Here is a 23669-nt window from a genome sequence, read left to right as displayed (position 1 = left end):
CGCGGCTGGCAGTCGCTATTTGCCGCTTTGCAGCGCAGCCGTTTGCCTGGCGAGCTGCTTGTCGAAATCCTGTTCGAGCGTTGCAGCGTAAGCGGCAAGCTCGCCCGGTTTCACGAAGGGGTTTGGCGCGCCGTCCTTCATCGCCGCGCGCTTGGCCTGCATGCCATAGACTTCCGGATGCGGCCCGAGCAGCACGTCGATTTTCATGGCCTTGGCCTTGGCATAGGTCGACCGATAATCGTCGACGATGCCGGCATGGGTCGGATTTCCAACCAGCCGGTTCAGCGCCACGGTGCCGCTGCAGAAGAACAGGACCTCACGGTTCTCGTTACCGTCCTTCACGGTCATTTCCCAGCTCGTGCAGCCCGGCGAATGGCCGGGCGTTGCATGCGCCGTCAGCGTGGTGGCGCCGAGCGTGACCTTGTCGCCTTCGGTGACGGTGCGATCCACCTTGACCGGCGGGAAGCCGATATCGGTGTTTGTTTCGTCGCCGGGATAGGTGCCGCTTTCAAGCAGCGGCTTGTCCCGTAGGCCTGCGATCAGTTGCGCGCCGGTGTCCTTCTTGATCTCCGCAAAACCGCCGGTGTGATCGAAATGCGCGTGGCTGTTGAGGATGATCTTGATGTCGCTGACCTTGAAACCGAGTTTCGCGATGTGGTCCTTGATCATCCCGGTCGATTGCGGGACGCCCGTATCCATCAGGATCAGCCCGTCGGATGTCTTGATGATATAGACCGCGATCCCGTCGGTGCCGACGTAATAGATGTTGTCGATCAGCTGAAACGGCTCGAACGGCGCGGTCCACTTGACCATGACCTGTGCGAGGAAATCCTTGACGGTCTGTGCCTGCGCGCTACCTGCAAATAGCGCCAGAGCGCAGATAGCGCCTGCGAGCGTCTTCATGATGGCCTCCCGGTCTGATTTTTATTGGTTCTTTTGAACGCCCGGATTGAAGCGCGATTTGGGCAGATCGCTCAAGCGGCATTCCTGCCGGCATCGCGCATGACAGACACGGTCCGGCGGCGAATGTTGCGAGCGCGTTGAACCATCCCGGCCATTTCGGGTTAGACTTCACCCATGAAACAACTGATCTGCCCCAGCTGCCAGACGCGCGTTTTCTTCGAGCAAAGCGATTGCGTGCAATGCGGCGAGGCGCTGATATTCGACACCGCGCAGTCCAATGTCGTCAGCGCTGCGTCGGCCATGTCCTGTGCCAATCGCGATCTGATCGCGTGCAACTGGGCCACGGATGAGAGCGATCCGTTCTGTCCCTCCTGCCGCCTGACGCGGACGATCCCCAATCTGGTATCCGATCGCAATGTCGCGCTCTGGAAGCGGGTTGAGCAAGCCAAGCGACGTCTGACCTACGACCTGATGCGGCTCAGACTGCCCCTTGCCGTTTCGAGCGGCGCGCATATCGCATTCGACATTCTCTCGGATGAGACCGCCGGACATCCGATCATGACCGGGCATTTGTCGGGGCTGATCACGATGAACCTCTCGGAAGCGGACGATGCCGAGCGCGAGGCGCGCCGCGCGGCGTTTCGCGAACCGTATCGGACGCTGCTCGGCCATTTCCGCCACGAGGTCGGGCATTTTTACTGGGAAGCGCTGGTCGATCAGTCGCAGCTCATCAGCCCGTTCCGTCTGATCTTCGGCGATGAAACCCGCGACTACGGAGAAGCACTCGCGGCCTATCACAATCGCGCCGATCGCTCCTGGAATAGCGACGCCTTCATCAGCGAGTATGCGACCTCGCATCCGTGGGAAGACTGGGCCGAGACCTTTGCGCATTTCCTGCACATCGTCTCGACGCTGGACACGGCATCATCGCTGCCGCTGTCACTGGACGAGCGCTCGCGCCATACGCTGGACGATCCCTATCTCGAGCGTGACTTCGAAGCGCTGCTGTCGCTGTGGGATGCTGTGTCCTACAGCATGAACGAACTCAATCGTTCGATGGGTATGAGCGACGCCTATCCGTTTCACCTGACGCAAGCGGTGAGGGGAAAGCTGCATTTCGTGCATCTGGCGATTCTGAAAACGCGCAGCGAAAGCTGAAAGGCCTCACGCTGTCATTCCGGGGGGGCCGAAACGCGAATCGGTTCGGCGCGAACCTCAGCCACTCCAATTGGAGTGGCGGGGAATCTTGATGTGTTCATCACCTCTTGATCCAGCGCGGCGGAAGGAGGAACTCTCATCTTGAGATTCCGGGTCCGCGACCGCCAAGTGGCGCTCGCGTCCCGGAATGACGAGCTAGTTTCTTACTGCTCCATCTTGATCCCGGCGTCCGTGATCACCTTCTTCCAGCGCGCGATCTCGTCGGTGACGAAGGCGCGGAATTCATCCGGGGTGGTGCCCATGGGGACGATGCCCTGATCGTCGAGCTTCTTCTTCAGGTCGGGATCGGTGAGCGCCTTCTTTGCCTCCGCGGCCACGCGATCGACAATCTCCTTCGGCGTGCCTGCGGGCGCGATGATGCCGGACCAGGTGCCGGAGACGAAATCCGGCACGCCGGCTTCCGCCATGGTCGGCACGTCGCCGGCCGCCGGTACGCGCTCCTTGGCGGCCACGGCGAGCGCCTTGGCATTGCCGGACTTCACCTGCGACATCAGCGGCCCGATGACGTCGAACATCACATTGATCTGGCCACCGACCGTATCCTGCAGCGCGCCGGACGTACCCTTGTAAGGAATGTGCTGCAGATTGATGCCTTCGCGGCTCTTCAGCATTTCCATGGTCAGATGCGCCGCCGAGCCGATGCCGCTGGAGGCAAAATTGAGCGAGCCGGGCTTCGCCTTGGCGAGTGCGATGAACTCCTTCATGTCCTTGGCGGGCAGGGACGGCGTCGCAATCAAAATCAGCGGCGCGACCGAGGTCAGCGACACGTAAGTGAAGTCCTTCATCGCATCATAGGGCAGCTTCGGATTGAGCGTCGGATTCACCGAATGCGCTGCGATCACGGTGCCGAAGGTGTAGCCGTCGGGGGCTGCCTTGGCGACGGCGTCGGTGCCGATGGCGGCATTCGCGCCCGGCTTGTTCTCGATGACAATCGGCTGGCCCAGCGCCGCCGACATCTTTTCGGAAACGAGGCGCGCCATCAGGTCGGTATAGCCGCCCGGCGTATAGGGCACGACCATGCGGATCGGCCGGTTCGGCCAGCTCTGCGCAAAGGCAGTCTCGGCGCTGCCGGTGCAGGCGGCCATCACGGCGATCACGCTCACGGCGCGGACGAAGCTCTTCATCATTTCATTTCCTCGACTGCCGGCGCGCTCCAGAGCGGCGGGAGCGCCGTAGCGCTCGCTCTGGATCGCAGACCGTTCTTCTTGTTGTCTGCCCGTTCTGCGCCGTGACGGATGTCGCGGAATGCAGAGTCCCGGATGCAGGCTACCGCATCGCATGGTAACGGGGAAAGTAGACGAAAGGCCGCTAACGTCTGCTGCCGCAGCGTGGAATTTGTCGATGTGAGACGCGGATCCATGTGACCAGGATGCTTGTGACCAAGGAGCATGTGACCTCCCGTGATGACGTTGTTGATCACTGTGATGCAGGTGAGGGACGAGCGTGCGCCATCCTTGCCCGCGCCTGTGCGCGTGAGTGGCCGTCCCGGTGGCCTCCCTCAAGAATGAGGGAGATGAAGCGCCGAAAGGCGCGACTTGGTAACAGTGCCGCAGCGTGCTGTCCGGATCGCCGAACCGCAGAGGCCGCGGAAACGCCTTTCGACGCTCCATCGTGGCGATTTCTGTCCCCGGGACCGTTCTTCCGGGCAAAGGCGCAGACCTCCGCAGTCCGCTTATCCCGACGGTTTCCCGCCGTTCACCAATGCCACGTCCAGCCAGCATGAGTGGCAGACCCCCGTAGTGGGGCCGGACGGTGACCCAAGGCCTCCCGAGTGCGAAAGGGAACGTCTCCCTCCCGCCCGCAGGCGCCACATCCCGCCCCGCGCCAGTCGGCGTCCCGGTAACGCTCCCTCAAGTGGAGCGGGATGGAAAGGAATATATGCTGGAGAGAAAAGACGTCAAGGATTATTTTCAGGACTACTGCCGCGGGCAGGCACGCCGGCAATGGAGGGGCAGCATGTCAGGCTCAGGAACGCTGGGACATGCCGGCGGGCGCGGGCTGTTCGGAATATTCAGCCCAGGCCTGACGGAGTATCTGCACCGAGGAGGAGAGAAAGATGAAGGCCATCACGGCGGCCACCGCCAGATCCGGCCACGCACTCGACGAGCCCCAGACTCCCAGGGCTGCGAACATGACAATGACGTTGCCAATGGCGTCGTTGCGGGAACACAGCCAGACAGAGCGCACATTGGCGTCGCCGTCCTTGTAACGCATCAGCAGCAGCACCGAGGCGAGGTTGGCTGCCAGCGCCAGGAAGCCGATGGCGCCCATGACCTCGGCGCTTGGAACGCCCAGGATCAGCGTGTGGTAGACGGTCGAACCGAACACCCACAGAGCCATGACGCTGAGCGAAAGGCCCTTGAACAAAGCCGCCGTTGCCCGCGTCCTGATGCCGGTGCCGATGACCGCGAGGCTCAGCCCGTAAGTGACCGTATCGCCGAGGAAGTCGAGCGCATCCGCTTTCAGCGCCTGCGATCCCGCGATCTGTCCCGCGATCATCTCGACAAGAAACATGATGCCGTTGATGGCAATGACCGTCCACAGCACGCGCTTGTAGCGGGGATCAACGCCATCAAAGACCGGAACGCCGCCGGAGCAACCGCATGCCTCGGTGCCGCAAGCCGCCTGCGAGACAGGCGTCGCGTTCGCCTTCGAAAAATCGATGGGCGGCGGCTCGCAGCAGGTGTCAGTGGTGCAACAGGTCTTGTCGGACATCGTGCTTCCTCTCAGCGTGAGACAAGCGTACAACCTCTAGCGACTAGAGGTTCAAGAGAAAAATGGATTACGCAATCGGAGAAGCGTCGCGTCTGACGGGCATCAAGGTGCCGACGATCCGTTACTACGAGGGGATTGGCCTCCTGGCCGCGCCCACGAGGACGGAGGGAAAGCAGCGTCGCTATCGGCCGGAGGATGTTGCCCGCCTGAACTTCATCCGGCACGCACGTGATCTCGGCTTCGAGATCGCCGACATCTCCGAATTGCTGACTCTGAGCGAGGGGCCTGATCAATCTTGCGAAGAGGTCGATCTGATCACGCGTCGGCACCTGTCGGAAGTGGAACGCCGGATTGCGCAACTCACCGCTTTGCGCGGAGAACTCGTTCGCATGGTGGAAGAGTGCAGTCACGGCAGGGTCTGTGACTGTCGTGTCATCGAGACGCTGTCCGGATGAACGCACCTGATCCACAAGTGGGTGAATGCGCCGGCGCGAAAACCATTGTGGTTTTCATTATTCGATGACGACTGAGGTCTCGGTCTTGACGCGGTCGAGCGCGACCAGGGTCCGGAAGCTCTTGACGAGATCATTCTCCGAAAACAAACGACGGGTCACGGCCTCATAGGTCCGCATATCCCTGGTGACGACGATCAGCACGAAACTTGTTCCGCCCGTGACGTAGTAACACTGCTGAACTTCGGGAGCGCTGCGGAATAGCGCCTTGGCGACATCGACCGTGGTGGAGCGCTCGTCGCGCAGAAACACTTCCACGATGGAAGTGATTGTCAGTGACACGGAAGCGGGATCGACAATGGCAACGTTGGACACGATAACGCCTGCGATCTCCATCGCGGCGATCCGCCGCTGCACCGCCGCGGCCGACAAATTAACGGCCTCGGCGATGGCGCGCTGAGGCGTCTTGTTGTCACGCTGAATGATGCGAAGGATTGCCCGATCGAATGGATCGAGTGCGCGGGCTGCATGCGATTTGGTGTCCATGCGCGAGTATTTGTTGCATTTTGGGCCGCAATCAAGGGCGCCTTAATCGCCGTCACGATGATATTCCCCGGCCGAAGCAATTTTCAGTCGGCATCGTCACATGAGCGGCTCTCCGGCCAATTCGACATCGATCGGTATTCTGTTTGGCGCCTGCGCCGGCGCCTTGTGGGGGCTGGTGTTTCTGGCGCCCGAACTGGCCCACGCATTCAGCCCGCTCCAATTGGCAGCTGCGCGCTACTTCGTTTACGGCGTGACTTCCGCGGTCTTGATTGCGCCGCGCTGGCGTTCGCTGCTGGCGAGGCTCGGACGACGCGAGTGGCTTGCTCTGGCCTGGCTCTCGCTTGCGGGGAACACGCTTTATTACGTTCTTCTGACGAGCGCCGTGCAGATAGGCGGCATTGCGATGACGTCGCTGGTCATCGGCTTTCTTCCGGTTGCGGTGACGATTGTCGGGAGCAGGGACAGCGGCGCCGTTCCGCTGAGCCGGCTGATGCCATCGCTGATGCTGTGCTCGGCCGGGGCGATCTGCATTGGATGGCAAGCGCTGGCGATGCCATCGTCAGGTTCTCTCCGCGAACAGGTCATCGGCCTTCTTTGCGCAATCGGTGCGCTGATTTCCTGGACGGTTTTCGCGATCGGCAACAGCCGGGCGCTGGCCCGGCTCGATAATATCTCCGCTCATGAATGGAATCTTCTGACAGGGGTCGTGACGGGGGCGCAGAGCCTGATCCTCATTCCGGCGGCGCTCGCCATGGGCACGGCAACACATAGCGGGCTTGCCTGGGCGCAGTTCGCGGCGGTGTCGATCGGCGTCGCCGTGTTCGCATCCATCCTCGGCAATGCGTTATGGAATCGCATGAGCCGGTTGCTGCCGCTGACGCTGGTCGGGCAGATGATCCTGTTCGAAACCCTGTTTGCATTGATCTACGGCTTTGTGTGGGAACAGCGCATGCCGGCGCCGCTTGAAATCGCAGCCTTCGCGCTGGTGGTGTTCAGTGTCTTGTCCTGTATCGCTGCGCACCGTGCTCCAAAGCGGGCAATGGCGGCGGTGTAGCTCTCGGGGCGTTAGCGCCTCGTGAGAATGTGATGAGAATTGTCGCACCGCTCGTCGTGACGTGATCGCTTGCGAACTTTGTTGTTCGCGGTGCCCGACCGGATAGTCACAGTCGAGCTGTAGAATTGCGCGCGACGTAGACCCGTCGGCGCGCTCCTGCTCCGGTGCGTGCGCATCCTCAAGCCCATGAGCCCGTGATGCCGATGCAATTCCGCAAGACGTCGATCAGATCTCGCAAGCGAACATTGGGATTGGCCGCGTTTGGCCTGATCGTGGACGCGATTGTCAGCCACCCCCGCGTCGACGTGCCGGCGATGGTCAATGTCGCGATGATGTCGCGCTTTGCCATAGCGCCTGTCATGGCGTCGCTTGGCGGTCTCTCATGGACGACCAGCACAGGTTCGAGCGACACCGTTGCGCCGACGCCGGTGATGAGCGTGAATCATGTGACACGGATGTGCGCGCGGGCGCATGGCAGCGCAAGTTGATCGACAGCCGGATCTCTTAAACAACACGGCCCGGATGAAGCAGGCGCTTCATCCGGGCCGTGTTGGATCAGATGGTGTGTGGACTCAGGCGACGCGCTTGATGGCGTCGCTCAGGATCGAGACGATCTCGTCGATCTGGTTCTTCTCGACGATGAGCGGCGGCGACATCGCGAAGGCGTCGCCGCTCTGGCGCAGATAGAGGCCGCGGTTGAAGCAGTCGACCATGACGTCATAGCCGCGCGCAGCCGGTGCATCCTTGCGCGGTGCCAATTCGACGGCACCCATCAAGCCGCAATTGCGGATGTCGATCACATTGGGCAGGTCCTTGAGCGCGTGCAGGGCATCGCGCCAGTAATCGGACAGCGAGGCGCCGCGCGTCAGCAATCCTTCGTTCTTGTAGATGTCCAGCGTTGCGATGCCCGCAGCGCAGGCGACCGGATGCGCCGAATAGGTGTAGCCATGGAACAGTTCGATCTGGCTTTCCGGCCCGGTCATCAGCCCGTCGTAGATCGTGCGGCTGGCGAACACGGCGCCGCAGGGCACGGTGCCGTTGGTGATGCCTTTCGCGGTGGTCATCAAGTCTGGTGTCACGCCGAAATAATTTGCGGCGAACGGCGTGCCGAGGCGGCCGAAGCCGGTGATGACTTCGTCGAAGATCAACAGGATGCCGTGCTTGGTGCAGAGTTCGCGCAGGCGCTGCAGGTAGCCCTTTGGCGGCGGCAGCACGCCGGTCGAACCGGGCACCGGCTCGACGATGACGGCGGCAATGGTGTCGGCGCCATGCAGCGCGACCAGACGCTCGATGTCGTCAGCGAGTTCGGCGCCGTGCTCCGGGAGGTCCTTCGAGAACGCGTTGCGCGCGAGATCGTGGGTGTGGCGGATGTGGTCGGTGCCGGGCAGTTGGGCTGACGTGAAGGCGCGGCGGTTGTTGACCATGCCGCCGACCGAGGTGCCGCCGAAGCCGACGCCGTGATAGCCGCGCTCCCTGCCGATCAGGCGCGTGCGCGAGGCCTGGCCGTTGGCGCGATGATAGGCCAGCGCGATCTTCAGCGCGGTATCGCCCGACTCCGAACCGGAATTGGTGAAGAAGATGCGATCGAGGCCGGCGGGGGCGATCTCGGCGAGGCGATTGGCGAATTCGAAGGCAAGCGGGTGGCCCATCTGGAACGCCGGGGCGAAGTCGAGTGTCGTCAGCTGCTTCTCGACAGCGCTGGCGATCTCGCGGCGGCCGTGGCCGGCATTGGTGCACCAGAGGCCAGCCGATCCGTCGATCACCTTGCGGCCGTCTTCAGTGGTGTAATACATGCCCTGCGCGGATGCGAACATGCGCGGCGCCGCCTTGAACTGGCGGTTGGCCGTGAACGGCATCCAGAACGACTCGAGTTGTAACGTGTTCGGAATCTGATGAACGGTCACGGCGCGGCTCCCTTGGCTGATTCAGCATCTGGATCATGTTCGCCCGAATGCAACAAGTCCTTTTCTCGATCTGATTAACCTGTTGATTTTATTGAATGGGGCGGGTCATATTTGTTCGATCCGAAACACTCGCAACAGGGATTTGGCGTGACCATCGATCTGGGCGAACGGCTGCGCTTCGTGCGCGGGCGTCACAAGCTGTCGCAGCGTGAACTGGCCAAGCGCGCGGGCGTGACCAATTCGACGATCTCGCTGATCGAGTCCAACCAGATGAACCCGTCCGTCGGCGCGCTCAAGAGGATTCTGGACGGCATTCCGATGGGGCTCGCCGAATTCTTCGCCATCGAACCGGACCGGCCGCGCAAGGCATTCTACCGCTCGGATGAGCTGACCGAGATCGGCAAGACGCCAATCTCCTATCGCCAGGTCGGCGACAATCTGTTCGGCCGTAGCTTGCAGATCCTGAAGGAGCGCTACGAGCCGGGCAGCGACACCGGCCGGGTGCCGCTGGTGCATGACGGCGAGGAGGGCGGCATCGTGGTCTCGGGCCGGCTGGAAGTGACCGTCGACGAAGAGCGGCGCGTCCTCGATCCCGGCGATGCCTATTATTTCGAAAGCCGCCGTCCGCATCGCTTCCGCTGCGTCGGCGCGAAACCCTGCGAAGTGATCAGTGCGTGCACGCCGCCGACGTTTTGAGGACCTAAGCTCACGCCCGGGCTAACGGGAGGTATCGATCCCTCTCATCAGCAGGTCGATACTGGCATCGGTGAAGACTGCGACGTCGATCTGCCTTCGCGTTCCAAACAACAGTGACCACACGGTCAACAGCAGCGCCGGGCTCATCACGATTTCGGTGAATGTGCTTGCCTGCGACGGGCGGAATTCGCCGGCCGCGACTCCCGCTTCGATCACCATTCGGAACTGGTCGATGACCGGTCGCATGAACTCGTCATAATGCCGGTCGACAAGGTCGGGGAAGCGGGAGCCGTCGGCGATCAGGAAGCGGAGTGTTTCGCGGAAAGGTCTGTCCTCGGCAATCTTGCGATACACGAAGACCATGAGTGCGCGCAGGCGCGCGCTGTATGATCCTTCCAGTGTCCCGGCATAGCTTTCCAGTTCGGGAAAGAACGCCTGGGACTTGTATCGGATCATCTCGTCGAACACGCGCTCCTTGGTTTCGAAATAGAAATAGATCGTGCCCTTGGTGACGGACGCGCGTGCGGCGACATCCTCCAGCCGGGTCGCGGCATAGCCGTTCCTGGCGAATTCCTCGAAGGCCGCGTCGAGGATCTCGATCGGTCGTTCCGCTTTTCGTCGGGCGCGCTTCTTCAGCTCAGCATTCATGGGGGCAGGATAATCGATCCCCGGCAGGGGTGCTATTGACTTTTGAGTCAGTCAATAATAGTGAGTGATTGCTCACTTAACACGCGCGGTCAAATGCATAGTGCTTTCAAAATGATGTCTCCGTTGCCAGCCGATGCGGCCGGCACCGCAGATCGGCGACGCAAGCTGATCGAAACCGTGGCCATAGCGAAAGCGAAACTGATTGCCCATCAGGCGCCCGACCGGGCGAGGGCTGCATGATGAATGCGGATAGTGACGCATCGCCGCCGCGACTGTTCCGCGGTGCCCGTGTCCGGATGAGCGTTCTCGGTCGTGAGCGGCATCCCAAATACGGCGATCGCCAGGGAGTCATCGTGGGCCGCGGCTCGCCGAGCAGTTGGCGGGTGAAGTTCGACGAGCGCACGACCGTCCAGGCGATCCACCGGGACTACCTCGAACTCGTCGCTCAACCCGCGGCGGCATCCCTTCAGGTCGCCCAGCGACGCAGTTCTATGGGCGGGGCGTCGAACCCGTGAGCGCTCTCCTTACAGAACATGTCATGCATGGCCACCCGTGGCGGCCGTCGGTCTCGTTGCTTGTCGCTGCGGCGCTGAGCCTTCTGGTCGCCGGATGTTCGTCGCTGCCACGGACGCCGTATAGCGTCACGGATGCATCCAGTGCGCGCGTCCTCGATCTCACGGACCTGCGCCGTTATGCGGACGAACCGGCCTCGACGTTCCGAAGCGGTCAGAACCAGGTCGCGTTGCGAGGGCCTCGAACCTATCTGGCGCTGTCGGGAGGCGGGGCGGACGGCGCTTATGGCGCCGGCGTGCTCAACGGCTGGACCGAGGCGGGGACGCGCCCGACGTTCTCGATGGTCTCCGGTGTGAGCACCGGCGCACTGATCGCACCCTTCGCGTTTCTCGGTCCCGACTATGACGCGACCTTGCGCGACGTCTACACCAGCGGCGTCGCTGCGAGCCTGCTCGATGCACCCAATCCGTTCAATGCGATCTTTGGTTCGGGCCTGTTCGGCAATACGCGGCTGCGCGAGTTGGTAGCGAAATATATCGACGAGACCTTCGTCGCGGCTGTCGCAGCCGAACACGCGAAGGGGCGGATGCTGTTCGTCGTCACGACCAATCTGGACTCCCAGCGGACCGCCATCTGGGACATGGGACGGATCGCCTCGCTCCGTACGCCTGAAGCACTGAACCTGTTCCGGGATGTTGTCGCGGCATCGGCGAGCCTGCCCGTGGTGTTTCCGCCGATGCTGGTGACCGCGGAGGCGAACGGCAAGCGCTTCGAGGAGATGCATGTCGATGGCGGCGTCACCGCGCCTGTCCTGACATTGCCGGAGGCTTTCCTGCTGCGCGACGCCACATTCGCCAGCGCAGGGAAGCTGCAACTCTACGTCCTGATCAACAACAAGATCGAACGGGAATTTCAGGTCATTCCCAATTCCACCATCGAAATCGCTGCGCGGGCGTCATCGACTGTGACGAAGATTCAGACACGCTCCATCCTTTACAACACCTATGCCTTCGCCCGCCGCAACAAGTTCGGATTCAATCTGACCTATATCGAGGGCGATCGACCGCCATCGCCGATGTCCGGCTTCGATACCGCCTATATGCGCGCGCTGTTCCAGTACGGTTATGAGAGGGCGCGGGGCAATCGTCTGTGGTCGAAATCCCCGCCCTCCGACGATCAGGATTCCGTGGCGGCGTCACACACAGCAATCACGCGGCAAGTCGCAAGCGGCAACTGATGCGCGATGCGACGTTCAAACCCGGCACATGCGTGCTGAAACAGGAGTGACCTCATGAGACGTTCCATGCTTCGCAAGATCGTTTCGTCCCGCCGGATTGCGCTGGTGTCGATCCTGCTCGTCGCCGCCTCGGGGTCGGCGGCGGCGCAGTCGCTGCCGTTCACAGGCCTTACCGGATCCTGGGCAGGCGCAGGAGCGATCTCGCTGTCCGACGGATCGAAGGAACGGCTTCGCTGCAAGGCGACATACCAGGTCAGCAATGGCGAAAGGCGGCTTCTGCAGAGCTTGCGTTGTGCGAGCGACAGCTACCGCTTCGATCTCAACAGCGACGTGGTCAGCCAGGATGGGACCATCGCCGGATCATGGAGCGAAACCAGTCGCGGAATCAGCGGCAGCATCGCGGGCAGGGAGTCCGGCGGTCTCATCTCAGCCGTCATCGACGCGCCGGGCTTCTCGGCCAGCCTGTCGCTCTCGACGCGCGGCAATAAGCAGTCTTTCTCGATATCGTCCGAAGGCGACATCCGGAACGTCACCATCAACATGAGCAGAAACTGATCGGGATCGTTGCTCAGCGATCGCAGGTGCTTCGGGCAGGGTGCAAGTGCCGATGGCTCGCGGGACGTGCGCTCGATGATTGACGCGGCGTATCGCGCCGATGCGAAGGCGGTGGATGACGCTTCCGCCTTCGCTCGTTGAGCTATGGCGGACAATGCGCTCATCTGCGCCGGTCTCGCCTTGATTTGAATGGCCTTCCCGCAGCCAAATCTCTATGCTGTGGGCATGTCGCGATTCATGTGTCTATTGATTGCTCTCGTCCTGTCGCTCACTTCCGCCGTTGCGCTGGCGGCGCCGGCGAAAAAGAAGCAGCAGTGGAAGGGCTACGGTTTCCTGCCGGGCTATCACCAGCCGCTGAACAACAGCGTTCCGCTGTTCATGCAGAAGCGCGCGGACCTGCGCATGGCCAAACGCGACCGGCGCCATTGGTATATCGACCGCACGCCGGTCTATTACCGCTGGTCCGACGGCGAGAAGTATTATTTCGGCCGACCCGGCTTCTATCGCGGCCAATACAATGGCGGCAGCATGGGCCCATGCTGGACGCGAACCCCGATCGGACCGATCTGGAATTGCGGCTAGGCGAGGCTTGCTCGCACGCGCCGACAGCGTGCAAGCCGCGCGGTTGATGATTATCTCCACCTGGTGTTGGGATCGCGGATTAGCACAGTGTCAATCCAACTGATGCGGGCAGCGGGTGACGGCGATGGCCCTTCGACACGCTGATCTGCCCTGCGTCTGCCGCGCGCTCAAGACACCTGCCACGGCTTCCGAAAAAACCGCTATCCGGTCTAGGCTCGCACCAACCGAATCTCGAACTGGACGTGCGATATGACATTGGCGATGAGCTGGGACGAATGGGCCAAACACGACGCAGTGGCGCTGGCCGCGCGCGTGCGCAAGGGCGACCTGATGCCGGCCGATCTGGCGGCGCAGGCCGCCGCCGGCATCGCCAGGACCAATCCCGCGCTCGATGCCGTCGTCGAAGTGTTCGACGACGTCGTCGCCGATCCTGCCAAGGACGGTATGAATGCCGAGGGCGCGTTCGCTGGCGTTCCTTACCTGATGAAGGACCTCGGCCCGACCCTGAAGGGACGGCTGCAGGAATTCGGCTCCATGATCATGCAGGGGCATCGCCCCACGCAGGACAGCTTCCTGACCGGCAAGATCCGGGGCGCCGGGCTCAACATCATGGGCCGCAGCACCACGCCGGAATTCGGCGTCTGCAGTTCTGCCGAGAACAAGCTCTATGTCACCCGCAATCCCTGGGACACCGACTACACCACCTGTGGCTCCTCCGCCGGCTCTGCGGCAATGGTCGCGGCCGGCGTGCTGCCGATCTCCCATGCCACGGATGGCGGTGGTTCGATCCGCATTCCCGCGGGTGTGAACGGCCTGATCGGCCTGAAGGTCTCGCGGGGCGTCTATTCGCTGGCGCCCGCGCTGTCGGATCTCTCCGGGTTGGTCTCGATCCAGGGCTGCGTCAGCCGCAGCGTGCGCGACACCGCAACCTTCGTCGATAATTGCCGCGGCGGAGCGCCCGGCGAATTCATGCCGTTCTGGTCGTCGGCCGAACCCACTAGCGACCTGATCAAGCGCGATCCCGCCAAATTGCGCATCGCACTGTCGCATGAGTGGGGCGACTACAAATCGCCGCCGCATTTCGTTGGGGAGCTGGAGCGTGTCGGCAAAATGCTCGAAGGGCTCGGCCATCACGTGGAATGGGCGCTGCCGGAGGTGGATTTCCGCAAGGCGTTCGCCGCGCAGACGACCTGCTACATCAGCAATTTCGCGCAGGTGATCGCCGGTCATCTGGCGCGGCTCGGTTTGGATAAACCGGCCACCGATCTGCTGGAGCCGATCAACATCAAGATCTGGGAGAGCGGGCTGAACACGTCCTATACCGAGCGCAACGCGATGCAGGCCGTGTTCAACACCACGTCGCGCGCTTTCGGCGCGTTCTTCGAGCGTTACGACATCATCCTGACGCCGATCACCGCCAAGCCGACGCCGAAGGTCGGCACATCAGAATATCTCACCACCAGCACCAATCCGTCGGTGCATGACTGGTTCGCCAACCTGTGGAAGAATTTTGCCTATACGCCGCTCGCCAATCTGTGCGGCATCCCCGGCATCTCGCTGCCGCTGGCGGCGCAGGAGAACGGGCTGCCGCTCGGCATCCAGGCGCAAACGCGTCAGGCCAATGACGGCCTGCTGCTGCAACTGGCCGCGCAGATAGAGCGGGCGATCGAGGGCCAGTGGAATGGTGGCAGGGTGCCCGTTGAGCACGTCAGCCGGCAGTAGGTGGCACGGAAAATCTTCAACGGCGAGTAGGGCGCAAGTGCGAAGCGTATTGTGCCGCAAGTTGGCAAGGCGGTGGAGGACGCTGCGCCGATCCGCGTTGCGCTTGCTGCGTCAGTGCTGCAGGTCAGCCAGTTCCGTCACGTGTGGCTGCGGCCGCGCCAGCGCGATGTCCTTCGTCATGACGATCACGGACGCCTGCAAGCTTTGGGGATTCCCGTCGAAAATCCCATGGGGCTTCGGCTGAACGGCCATGACGCCAATCCAGACCGCAGCAGCTGCGGCGAAGGCGATGAAGGCGAGGGCGCTGGAATGGTCCGGCGAGGCGTCGGGGCGCTGCATGGGGGCCTCCTGTGACGGCACTCAATCGCGCCGATGCCGGTTCGTTCCATGCCACGCCAAAAAAATCCGGGACGATCAGATGAGCCGGGTGGCGATGAGGACGGAGATCACGAGCAGAACCGCGACGATGACCACGACGAAGGGGAGCATCGCGCGATAGGCGTCCCGCTCGTGGCCGGGGGTGCCGGCGAGATTGCAGACGATCGACATCCGCACCGGCGAGACCATGTTGAGCGACAGCGCGGCGGCATGCTGAAGCGCGACGACGGCGGCGACGTCGAGGCCGGCCTCGGTCGCAAGGCTGAGCTGCGACGGCATGAACAACCCGTTGGCCGCATTGCCGCTATTGGCCAGCGCGCCGAACACGGCCGAGATCATCGGCGTCACCGTCACCGACCAGACCCCGAACGTGTCGTACATGCCGCGGGCGAGGCCGCCGGCGATGCCCGAGCGCGACAGCAGTTCGGCCATCATCGAGAACACGACCACCGTGAGGACGGCGAGCCGTCCGGTCTTCCAGGCGGCTGCGATCTCCGCAGGGAAGGCTCGCTGATGGCCGTGCAGCAGGGCGGTCAGCACGGCCGCCGCGACCAGCCAGGTGCCGGCGTGAAACAACGGCGCCCAGACCGGCGCGCCGGCGAAGGGTTGCATGCTCCATGCGGTCTGTAGAACCTGGTTGAGCGGCGGCACGAGGCGTGTCAGCGCGAGCCAGCCGATCAGCAGTGTGAATGGCAGCATGCGCCGTGCCGCAGCGGCAATCGCCGCGCGGTCCGGCTTTTCGTCGATCAGATAACGCAGCACGATGGCCGGCCCGAACGCCGCCAGCATCGCGGGCTCCGGTCCGAGAAACGCCGTCGCAACGATGGCGAGGCCGAGACTGCCGAGCAGCCAGAGCGCTTCGCTGGCTCGCTCGCGCCAGTCGGCATGGATGCCGGCGCGCTCCGCCATGCGCCAGTAGATCGGCAGCCACAGAATGTTGAACACGAGATAGATGAGGCTGGTGCGCAGCGCGAGTGCCGTGGGATCGGTGCGCGCAAAGGCGGCGCCGACCACCGCGCCGCTGCCCATGGCACCCCACACGATCATGGTCTGGCTGATCAGCGAGAAGGCGAGGAGCTCGATCGGCTTCAGGCCGAGGCGACGGATCAGCACCATCGTCCCCATGATGCCGATGCCGAAGCCGGTGGCGGATTCCGCGAACGGCCCGATCAGATAGCAGGCGGTGAACAGCAGACGACGCCGCGCTCGCGCATCTGGCAGCGACGTCTCGACCGGCATCGCCGCGTCGCCGGGGCGGATCGCCATCTGCCAGAACAGCAATCCGCCGAGGATATAGGGTACGACGATCCAGCCGATCCATGCGCCGCGCAGCAGCGCCGTTCCGGCATCAGCGATCCCGAACAGATCAGGCGCAGTGGCCAGCGCGACCGCAAGCGCCGTGGCGAGGCCGATGAGCGAGGCGGGGAGCGTGCTGGCGAGCCCGCTGGCGATAGCGCCGATCACTGCCAGCGCGGGCAATGCCCAGATCAGGTAAAGCACGTTCCGCCCCCAAGTTTCTCGTTGGGGGCTGGATGCGCGGGAAAGGCAGGGACGTCAACCGCGCCGCGCGCATGGGGTGCGTGCGCGACGTCGATCCTCCCTGCGCCTGCTAACCGTCGAAGCCGACGAACACCGTGGCTTCCTCGACCGACTTGCGTTCGGATACCACCGCGTTCGCAGGAAAGCTGTCATCCGGCCATCCGAGTGCAATGCTCTTCATGATGACCTGATCGTCGGCAATGCCGGCATGCTCGCGCACCACCGGCGACTGCATGATGCCCTGGCTGTTGATCACGGCGCCGAGGCCGCGCGACCAGGCGGCATTGACCAGCGCGGTCGCCACGGCGCCGCAATCGAACGGTGTATCGTCGCTGCCGTCCAGCACGCGGTCATAGGTCACGATCACGCAGACCGGCGCGTCGAACTGACGGAAGCCGCGCAGCACCCAGTCCTGCCGCATCTCCTTGTCGTCGCGCGCGATCCCCATGGCCGAGAACAACTGCTTGGCGACGCCGACCTGCCGGTCGCGGTGGTGACCTGCGAAAGCCTGACCGGTGCGAAATTCGCGCGATTGCGGGATGCCTGCGATCATCCGCTCGGTATTGCCGGCGCGGATCTTATCGAGCGGCTCGCCGGTCACGACAGTGAAATTCCACGGCTGGGTGTTCATCGACGACGGCGCGCGCATCGCCAGATTGATGATTTCCTCGATCAGCTTTTTGGGGACCGGATCGGGTTTGTAGCCGCGGATGCTGCGGCGGCCGAGAATGACGTCATCGAACTTCATAGGCCTGGAAGCTCCCCGGGGCGTTTCTGAATTGGGCGGGATATTCGAGGTTTACTGGCCGGTGTGCAATCTCGACGATGTCGGCGCATGGCCGGATTTGCATGGGCCGATGTTAGGCGCCGGCAAGGTGCTCACGCCCACGAACCAGAATCGTCAATCATTGCGATTGATTTGTTACGGCCGTTTCAATACATGGGCGCCATGGTTTCTCCTTCTTGGCTTCTCCTGACTTACAAAGTGCCGCCTGAACCGGCCGGCAAGCGCATCGCTTTGTGGCGCCGGCTGAAGGGCATGGGCGCGATCTACCTGCAGAACGGCGTCTGCCTGCTGCCGAAGACGGACGACCACGTCCGCCGGCTGAAGATGCTGGAGAACGATGTTTTCGAGATGGGCGGCGAATCCGTCATCCTGCAGACCGTCGCCCTCGACCGGGTGCAGGAGGACAAGGTGGTCGCCCGCTTCAAGGCGGATCGTGATGAGCAGTACCGCGAATTCCTTGGTCGCTGCGCCGATTTCGAGGCCGAGATCGCCAAGGAGATCGCGATCAACAAATTCACCTATGCGGAGCTCGAAGAGGAAGACACCGACCTGAAGAAGCTTCAGGGCTGGCTGGACAAGATCAGGAAGCTCGACTTCTACGGCGCGGCGCTGGCCGAGGATGCCGCCGAGCGGCTACGGGCCTGCGAGGCTCTGCTCGACAGCTACGCGCAACGGGTTTTCGACGCCCATGACGAGAACCGGTGACATGGGCGGCAAGATGGACGGATCAGGCACGACCACCGGGATCAGCGATCGCCCCGCAACCCGGCGAGGCATTCCAGCCGGCGTTTGGGCCCTTGGCTTCGTCTCGATGCTCATGGACATCTCGTCGGAGATGATCCATGCGCTTTTGCCCCTCTACATGGTCACGGTGCTCGGAACCTCGGCTCTGACCGTCGGCATCATTGAGGGCATCGCCGAAGCGACAGCCTCGATCACCAAGGTCTTTTCCGGCGCGCTCAGCGACTGGCTCGGCAAACGCAAGTTCCTCGCTGCCTTGGGCTATGGCCTGGCGGCCCTGACCAAACCGATCTTTCCGCTGGCGTCCTCGATCGATTGGCTAGTCGCGGCGCGCTTCATCGACCGCGTCGGCAAGGGTATCCGCGGCGCGCCGCGCGACGCCCTCGTCGCCGACATCGCTCCGCCGCATCTGCGCGGCGCAAGCTTCGGCTTGCGTCAGTCGCTCGACACGATCGGCGCGTTCCTTGGTCCGCTTCTCGCCATCGGACTGATGTGGCTCACCGCGGATCATTTCCAGACGGTGTTCTGGATCGCCGTGATTCCGGCATTCTTGTCGGTCGGCCTGATCCTCGTCGCTGTGAAAGAACCGGAGCGGCCAAAGGACCTGCGCAGGGTTCGGATGCCGCTGCACCGGGACGAACTGCGCCGCCTGGATACGACCTACTGGTGGGTGGTGGCGATCGCCGCAATCTTTACGCTCGCCCGCTTCAGCGAAGCCTTCCTCATCCTGCGTGCACAGTCGGTCGGTATGCCATTGGTGCTGGTCCCGACGGTCCTGGTCATCATGAGCCTCGCCTATTCGCTCTCAGCCTATCCGGTCGGCATGCTGTCCGATCGCGTTAATCGCCTGACCCTGCTGGCTGTCGGTCTCGTGCTTCTTTTTCTGGCCGATATCGTGCTCGCCTTCACGACAGGCATCGTTGGGCTTGGGATAGGCGTCATGTTCTGGGGCCTGCATATGGGCTTCACCCAAGGGTTGCTGGCGACCTTGATCGCGGAGACCGCGCCGCCCGAACTGCGCGGAACCGCATTCGGCATGTTCAACCTGGTGACTGGTGTCGCCCTGCTCATCGCCAGCGTCGTTGCGGGCGCGTTGTGGGACATCACCGGGCCGCAAGGCACATTTCTCGCGGGCGCGGCGTTCGCCGCTCTCACGCTGATCGGGCTGGTGTCCGTTCGTAAACACTTCGGTGCAGTTCGATCAGCAATGTCGTGATCCGTTCTTGCTTTATCTACAGCTCGTGCGCGATGCAGGTTGCGGGACGGGCTGAGCGCCGCGAACTAATGAATAGCATGCTACAGGGAGGTGTGTTTCGCCCATACGAGGGTGGCGGATTACGCTTCGCTAATCCGCGCTGTGATTGCTAGTGTCGTTCTTCAATCCCATCATGCCGGACCGAGGGCGATGAACACACGCAGCGATCATCTTGAGAAGCCAATGACGTTCGATGGCGTGATGCTCACGCCGCAGAAGGAGGTGGTCCGTGCCTTCTACAAAGACATGTGGGACCATGCGGATGTGACTTTGATCCCGCAAATTTTCCACGAGGATTTCACCTTCAGGGGATCGCTCGGACCGGTGCTGGTCGGACATGGCCAGTTCGCCGACTACGTCCGCTGGGTTACCGGCGTGCTGCAGAATTACACGACGGACATTCTCCTGATGATCGAGGAGGGTAATCGCGTTGCCGGCAAGGTCTACTTCCATGGCGTTCAACGCGAAGCGATATTCGGCAATCCGCCGACAGGAAAGCTCGTCGGTTGGCTTGGAGCACCGATCTTTTCGTTCGACGGGCCGAAGGTGCGCGACCTCTGGGTACTCGGTGACATCTACGGCCTGCTCGGACAGATCAGGACGGACGGCATGCAGGGCAACGAATTTTCCACGTCTCGGTGAGACTGGGCGGGACCGCGCTCAACCCATCATGCGCTAATCCGTCCTCGGCGCTGAGTTCAAGTAAATGCGATGGAAGCCGTGTTGACACTCGGTTCAATGGTGCTTTAATCCGAAACACGGGGGTGGCGATCCCCCCGCGAGGCGACATGCCCAAGTATCGCGTCCTGAATTCACCAAGGGCGCAGCATGTCTTCTTACACCTCAATTTCTCCCGATAAACTGTCTCGTCTCGTTGGAACTGCCAGCGTGCTGACGCTCGTTGATGTGCGGACTGACGAGGATTTCGATGCGGATCCAACATTGCTTCCGGGGGCACGACGACGGCCGCACGCAGGTGTGAACGATTGGGCGCCGGAAGTCGCGGGACGTTCGGTCGTGATTATCCGCCGACATGGTGGAACACGAAGCGAAAGAATGGCCGTATGCTTGGCCTTCGTCACCATGCTCTCTGTTGCTGGAGCATCTAAGGTCGCGGCCAACGCCGATATTCAAGCTCATCTACGTTCGGCAACGACTTCTTCAGCCGCAGCAACATCCTCGAACGAGGAAACGCTATACGGCATAGTTGCCTTGGTCGACGAGCGTAACAACAAGGTGACGGTCCGTTTGCCATCCGACGAAACGATCGACCTGAAGGTTGTCGATGGCCTCCTGTTCGATGCTCTGCGCTACGGTGATGCCGTCCGCGTGACGGTCAGAATCGTCGGTGGTGCAAAGGAAATCGTCGACCTCATCAGAGAATGATCGCCGCGAGGCGTGAAATGCAGATGATCAGGGAGGAGATGGGAATGCGCAAGGCATTGTGGACAGCACTCGTCGCAACATCCGTGCTGACGATCGGAACCAACGCGCCGATCGACGAATGGGAGGCTCTGGCAAGCTCTTTCATCTGCTCGGCGCGGGCAGCGGACACCAGTCAGATGAAGGACACCGAGTGGACGAAAGTCGATGAAATCCTCGGCAGGAAGCCGACGGTCACTGACGACGTGCGACGCTACGGTTTCCCGCGATCGGACCTTTCGGTGACGCTTGACGGAATAGCCATCAAGTCTGCCTTGGCACTTGGCGGTTGGGTGGCCTTCAAACCAGCTCACGGCAGCACCATGATCATGGGCGACCTGGTTCTTCTCGAGTCCGAGATTAATCCGGTCATGACCAAGATGATCGCGAACGGAATCGACATAACCGCGGTCCATAATCATCTGCTCCGGGCCACACCGGCGACGTTCTACATGCATGTCGCCGGTCATGGCGATCCGATGAAGCTCGCCACAGCAGTCCGCGACGCGCTCGCGGAAAGCAAAACGCCGCTTACTGTTGCGGCTCAGACGTCGCCGGCACCGGCAGTCGATTTGGACACCGCCAAGCTCGATGAGATCATCGGCTCCAAGGGCCAATCGACAGGAGGAGTCTACCAGTTCAACGTTCCCCGCAAGGATCCCGTCAATGAGGGGGGCGTGGCGCTCACCCCACCGGGCCCCATGGGAGTTGCCATCGGTATCAACTTTCAGCCAACGGGCGGCGGGAAGGCGGCGATCACCGGTGACTTCGTCCTCACGGGAGAGGAGGTCAATCCGGTCGTCCGAGCGCTTAAGGCGCACGGCATCGACGTCACCGCACTCCACAGCCACATGCTGGACGAGAACCCGCGCTTGTACTTCATGCACTTCTGGGCCAACGCCGATACGATCGCGCTGGCGAAAGGTCTGCGGGCGGCTCTCGATAGGACGGCTAGCGGCAAAATGTAGATAACCGTCATATGCCTTGCGGCGCGGCATACGCCGTGTTGCGGCCATGCCTCATTGCCGCCGGGAGGAGCCGAGCCGGCGCCAGCTACAGATCACGGAGACTGCGATGAATCCACCCAAGGTCGCAATTGTGTGGCGCGGAGACGCGGAGACGCGACAGACTGCGACGTCGCAGAACAATCGCTTCCATCGCATCTTCGAAGAGCTCGAAGCGGTAGGTATCGAAGCGGTTCCGGCGGTCTACGATGAAGCTTTCGCTGACGATGTCTGGAGCCAATTGCTGGGAACGGATGGCGTCCTGGTGTGGGTAAACCCGCTTCAGGATGGAAAATCTCGGCGTTCTCTCAATAACCTGCTTGCAGACGTCGCCGCTGTTGGGCCGTGGGTCAGCGCGCACCCGGACGCGATCCAAGCCATGGGCACCAAGGAAATACTATTCCGCACGAAGCATCTTGGTTGGGGGACTGATACAAAGCTCTATGGGTCGCGTGCCCAATTGCGGGACGAGTTTCCGGGCGTGCTCGCTGCTAGGGGCGCGCGCGTTCTGAAGCAGGCGCGTGGCAACGACGGTCATGGCGTATGGAAGGTCGAACCAGTTTCATCAGGCGCGCAGCGCGTTCGTGTAATGGAGGCGGCTGTCGAGGGGGTGGTCGAAGAGATGTCGTTGGACGATTTCCTTACGCGCTGTGAAGGGTACATGGTGGGCGACGGGTTCATCGTCGATCAGCCGTTCCAGGAGCGGCTCGGTGAGGGAATGGTCAGGTGTTACATGGCCGCCGAAAAGGTCGCCGGGTTCGCACACCAATATCCGAAAGGTTTACTGCCGCCGGGCCACGTCCGGCCTCACGCTGAGAAGCGTATGTTGGCTCCCGATGAGCAGGCGTTCGCGTTGCTGCGCCGGGAAGTCGAAGACCTATGGGTACCGCAAATGATTGCCGCGTTAGAATTGGACCGCCGTATACTTCCCGTGATCTGGGATGCCGATTTCCTCTATGGTCCGAGGACAGGGGCGGGCGCGGACACCTTCGTCCTGTGCGAGATTAATGTGAGCTCGGTTTTCGCGATTCCGGATGACGCGCCGGCGGCCATCGCGCAAGTGGTGTCGAACCGATTCAGGGACCGGTCGTAGATCGTCGCAGGCAGTCACTATTTCGGGACCTTGCAAGTGCAGCAAGCGATCATGACGTCTGTGGCCAGACGTCGCGCTTGCCACATTTGCGATCTGGTTGCTCGTCGGTGTGTCATCACTCGCATTTCTTTCGTGGATGGTCATAGAACGGCCTGCGTTGAACGACCGGCCGGGGAAAGGCCGCAAAGAAGCCCAAATCGACCAGCGAACTGCAACGTTGTTATATTATTGTGGATCGACATGAATCGCCGATCCGTGCTACCTCGCTCGCAGAGTTTGAAAGAGACGCTCAAAGTGACGAATTTCGCCCGCATTCTTCGCCATGGCCTGCTGCGCATCTCGCGCAGGGCGTTGGTGATGGTCGTGCTGGCGACGTACGTCTTTGCCGGCGCCGTGCACGGTCTCTGCGAGTGCGATGTGACCAATCCGTCCGGAGCGACGATCGTCTCGCTCGCGGAGAAGGCGATCGGCCATTCCGACAAGGGAGTCGTCGCGGACAATCACTGCCACGGCTGCTTCTCCGTAACAGCACAGCCGCTTGTCTTCACGGCAGTGCCTGTCTCCATCGAGACCCGGACTGCGGTTTTCCATGATGTCGAACGTCGCAGCCTGCCGCGCGGAATCGATCCTCCCCCACCCAAATTCCTGACCTGACCATTATCGCCGGGCGCATCGCGCCCAGACTCCGTCATTCGTCAGGTTTCA

The 23669-nt window shown here is 62.2% G+C and carries 26 protein-coding genes; 17 read left to right on the top strand and 9 right to left on the bottom strand.

Translation table 11 applies throughout. From position 1 onward, the window contains the following. Positions 1–15: 15 nt before the first annotated feature. Entirely contained in the window at positions 16–903 is an 888-nt protein-coding gene (gene blaBJP / locus A4A58_RS23875) for a BJP family subclass B3 metallo-beta-lactamase (protein ID WP_068736797.1), read from the bottom strand. Between the two features lie 174 nt (positions 904–1077). Here blaBJP and A4A58_RS23870 point away from each other — a divergent pair, with 174 nt between their 5' ends. After that, positions 1078–2061: a zinc-binding metallopeptidase family protein gene (locus tag A4A58_RS23870; RefSeq protein ID WP_068736795.1), complete on the top strand. Its 984-nt coding sequence runs from the start codon at positions 1078–1080 to the stop codon at positions 2059–2061. A 203-nt stretch (positions 2062–2264) separates the two neighbouring features. Here the strand turns inward: A4A58_RS23870 and A4A58_RS23865 are convergent, their stop codons facing one another. Further along, positions 2265–3245, bottom strand: coding sequence for a Bug family tripartite tricarboxylate transporter substrate binding protein (locus A4A58_RS23865; RefSeq protein WP_068736941.1), 981 nt, complete (start codon positions 3243–3245; stop codon positions 2265–2267). A gap of 841 nt (positions 3246–4086) precedes the next feature. Next, positions 4087–4836 (bottom strand): cation transporter, encoded by a 750-nt coding sequence (locus A4A58_RS23860; protein WP_068736793.1) that lies wholly within the window; start codon positions 4834–4836, stop codon positions 4087–4089. A gap of 62 nt (positions 4837–4898) precedes the next feature. On the opposite strand from A4A58_RS23860, the gene A4A58_RS23855 reads away from it, so the two are divergent. Next, positions 4899–5291, top strand: coding sequence for a MerR family transcriptional regulator (locus A4A58_RS23855; protein ID WP_068736791.1), 393 nt, complete (start codon positions 4899–4901; stop codon positions 5289–5291). A 57-nt stretch (positions 5292–5348) separates the two neighbouring features. Here A4A58_RS23855 and A4A58_RS23850 read toward each other — a convergent pair whose 3' ends face one another. Next, entirely contained in the window at positions 5349–5834 is a 486-nt protein-coding gene (locus A4A58_RS23850) for an Lrp/AsnC family transcriptional regulator (RefSeq protein WP_068736789.1), read from the bottom strand. A 100-nt stretch (positions 5835–5934) separates the two neighbouring features. On the opposite strand from A4A58_RS23850, the gene A4A58_RS23845 reads away from it, so the two are divergent. Next, on the top strand, positions 5935–6888 hold the full coding sequence (locus tag A4A58_RS23845) for a DMT family transporter (RefSeq protein ID WP_068736787.1): 954 nt from the start codon (positions 5935–5937) through the stop codon (positions 6886–6888). 197 nt (positions 6889–7085) lie between these two features. Further along, a complete protein-coding gene (locus A4A58_RS23840; RefSeq protein ID WP_068736785.1) occupies positions 7086–7376 on the top strand; it encodes a hypothetical protein in 291 nt (96 codons plus the stop codon). Positions 7377–7460: 84 nt separating this feature from the next. Here A4A58_RS23840 and A4A58_RS23835 read toward each other — a convergent pair whose 3' ends face one another. Next, positions 7461–8792: an aspartate aminotransferase family protein gene (locus tag A4A58_RS23835; RefSeq protein ID WP_068736783.1), complete on the bottom strand. Its 1332-nt coding sequence runs from the start codon at positions 8790–8792 to the stop codon at positions 7461–7463. Positions 8793–8939: 147 nt separating this feature from the next. On the opposite strand from A4A58_RS23835, the gene A4A58_RS23830 reads away from it, so the two are divergent. Next, positions 8940–9488 carry a cupin domain-containing protein gene (locus A4A58_RS23830; RefSeq protein WP_068736939.1) on the top strand — a complete coding sequence of 183 codons (549 nt, stop codon included), beginning with the start codon at positions 8940–8942 and terminating at the stop codon, positions 9486–9488. A gap of 21 nt (positions 9489–9509) precedes the next feature. Here the strand turns inward: A4A58_RS23830 and A4A58_RS23825 are convergent, their stop codons facing one another. Beyond that, a complete protein-coding gene (locus A4A58_RS23825) occupies positions 9510–10136 on the bottom strand; it encodes a TetR/AcrR family transcriptional regulator (RefSeq protein ID WP_068736781.1) in 627 nt (208 codons plus the stop codon). A gap of 239 nt (positions 10137–10375) precedes the next feature. Here A4A58_RS23825 and A4A58_RS23820 point away from each other — a divergent pair, with 239 nt between their 5' ends. The 5 genes from A4A58_RS23820 to A4A58_RS23800 all read left to right on the top strand — a co-directional run bounded on the left by A4A58_RS23820 (position 10376) and on the right by A4A58_RS23800 (position 14745). Next, positions 10376–10651, top strand: a complete 276-nt coding sequence (locus A4A58_RS23820; RefSeq protein ID WP_244499845.1) for a hypothetical protein — start codon at positions 10376–10378, stop codon at positions 10649–10651. Positions 10652–10674: 23 nt separating this feature from the next. Beyond that, positions 10675–11886 carry a patatin-like phospholipase family protein gene (locus A4A58_RS23815; RefSeq protein ID WP_068736778.1) on the top strand — a complete coding sequence of 404 codons (1212 nt, stop codon included), beginning with the start codon at positions 10675–10677 and terminating at the stop codon, positions 11884–11886. Between the two features lie 54 nt (positions 11887–11940). After that, positions 11941–12441 carry a hypothetical protein gene (locus tag A4A58_RS23810; RefSeq protein ID WP_244499844.1) on the top strand — a complete coding sequence of 167 codons (501 nt, stop codon included), beginning with the start codon at positions 11941–11943 and terminating at the stop codon, positions 12439–12441. A gap of 225 nt (positions 12442–12666) precedes the next feature. After that, positions 12667–13023 (top strand): hypothetical protein, encoded by a 357-nt coding sequence (locus A4A58_RS23805; RefSeq protein WP_068736937.1) that lies wholly within the window; start codon positions 12667–12669, stop codon positions 13021–13023. A gap of 249 nt (positions 13024–13272) precedes the next feature. Then, the gene (locus A4A58_RS23800; RefSeq protein ID WP_068736773.1) at positions 13273–14745 is read left to right on the top strand and encodes an amidase; all 1473 of its coding nucleotides are present in this window, start codon (positions 13273–13275) and stop codon (positions 14743–14745) included. Positions 14746–14856: 111 nt separating this feature from the next. Here A4A58_RS23800 and A4A58_RS23795 read toward each other — a convergent pair whose 3' ends face one another. The 3 genes from A4A58_RS23795 to A4A58_RS23785 form a co-directional block, all read right to left on the bottom strand. Continuing rightward, positions 14857–15084 carry a hypothetical protein gene (locus A4A58_RS23795; RefSeq protein ID WP_068736771.1) on the bottom strand — a complete coding sequence of 76 codons (228 nt, stop codon included), beginning with the start codon at positions 15082–15084 and terminating at the stop codon, positions 14857–14859. A gap of 75 nt (positions 15085–15159) precedes the next feature. Next, positions 15160–16623 carry an L-lactate permease gene (locus tag A4A58_RS23790; protein ID WP_068736769.1) on the bottom strand — a complete coding sequence of 488 codons (1464 nt, stop codon included), beginning with the start codon at positions 16621–16623 and terminating at the stop codon, positions 15160–15162. Between the two features lie 109 nt (positions 16624–16732). Further along, complete coding sequence (locus tag A4A58_RS23785; protein ID WP_068736767.1) at positions 16733–17410, bottom strand: nitroreductase; 678 nt, start codon at positions 17408–17410, stop codon at positions 16733–16735. Positions 17411–17611: 201 nt separating this feature from the next. On the opposite strand from A4A58_RS23785, the gene A4A58_RS23780 reads away from it, so the two are divergent. The 7 genes from A4A58_RS23780 (at position 17612) to A4A58_RS23755 (ending at position 23618) form a co-directional block, all read left to right on the top strand. Then, positions 17612–18154, top strand: a complete 543-nt coding sequence (locus tag A4A58_RS23780) for a Chromate resistance protein ChrB (RefSeq protein WP_068736935.1) — start codon at positions 17612–17614, stop codon at positions 18152–18154. Position 18155: 1 nt separating this feature from the next. Next, positions 18156–19406, top strand: coding sequence for an MFS transporter (locus tag A4A58_RS23775; RefSeq protein WP_081422024.1), 1251 nt, complete (start codon positions 18156–18158; stop codon positions 19404–19406). Positions 19407–19595: 189 nt separating this feature from the next. Continuing rightward, complete coding sequence (locus A4A58_RS23770; RefSeq protein ID WP_244499843.1) at positions 19596–20087, top strand: ester cyclase; 492 nt, start codon at positions 19596–19598, stop codon at positions 20085–20087. Between the two features lie 246 nt (positions 20088–20333). Next, positions 20334–20831: a hypothetical protein gene (locus tag A4A58_RS30480; RefSeq protein WP_204378202.1), complete on the top strand. Its 498-nt coding sequence runs from the start codon at positions 20334–20336 to the stop codon at positions 20829–20831. A 176-nt stretch (positions 20832–21007) separates the two neighbouring features. Next, on the top strand, positions 21008–21835 hold the full coding sequence (locus A4A58_RS23765) for a DUF1259 domain-containing protein (protein WP_244499856.1): 828 nt from the start codon (positions 21008–21010) through the stop codon (positions 21833–21835). Positions 21836–21941: 106 nt separating this feature from the next. Beyond that, positions 21942–22964: a Cj0069 family protein gene (locus tag A4A58_RS23760; protein WP_068736765.1), complete on the top strand. Its 1023-nt coding sequence runs from the start codon at positions 21942–21944 to the stop codon at positions 22962–22964. A 228-nt stretch (positions 22965–23192) separates the two neighbouring features. Then, positions 23193–23618, top strand: coding sequence for a hypothetical protein (locus A4A58_RS23755; RefSeq protein WP_244499842.1), 426 nt, complete (start codon positions 23193–23195; stop codon positions 23616–23618). Positions 23619–23669 lie beyond the last annotated feature (51 nt).

The organism is Tardiphaga robiniae, from assembly GCF_001618955.1.
GTDB classification, from domain to species: Bacteria; Pseudomonadota; Alphaproteobacteria; order Rhizobiales; family Xanthobacteraceae; genus Tardiphaga; species Tardiphaga robiniae_A.
Note: the sequence above shows the minus strand (reverse complement) of the source record. Positions and strands in the feature narration are given on the sequence as shown.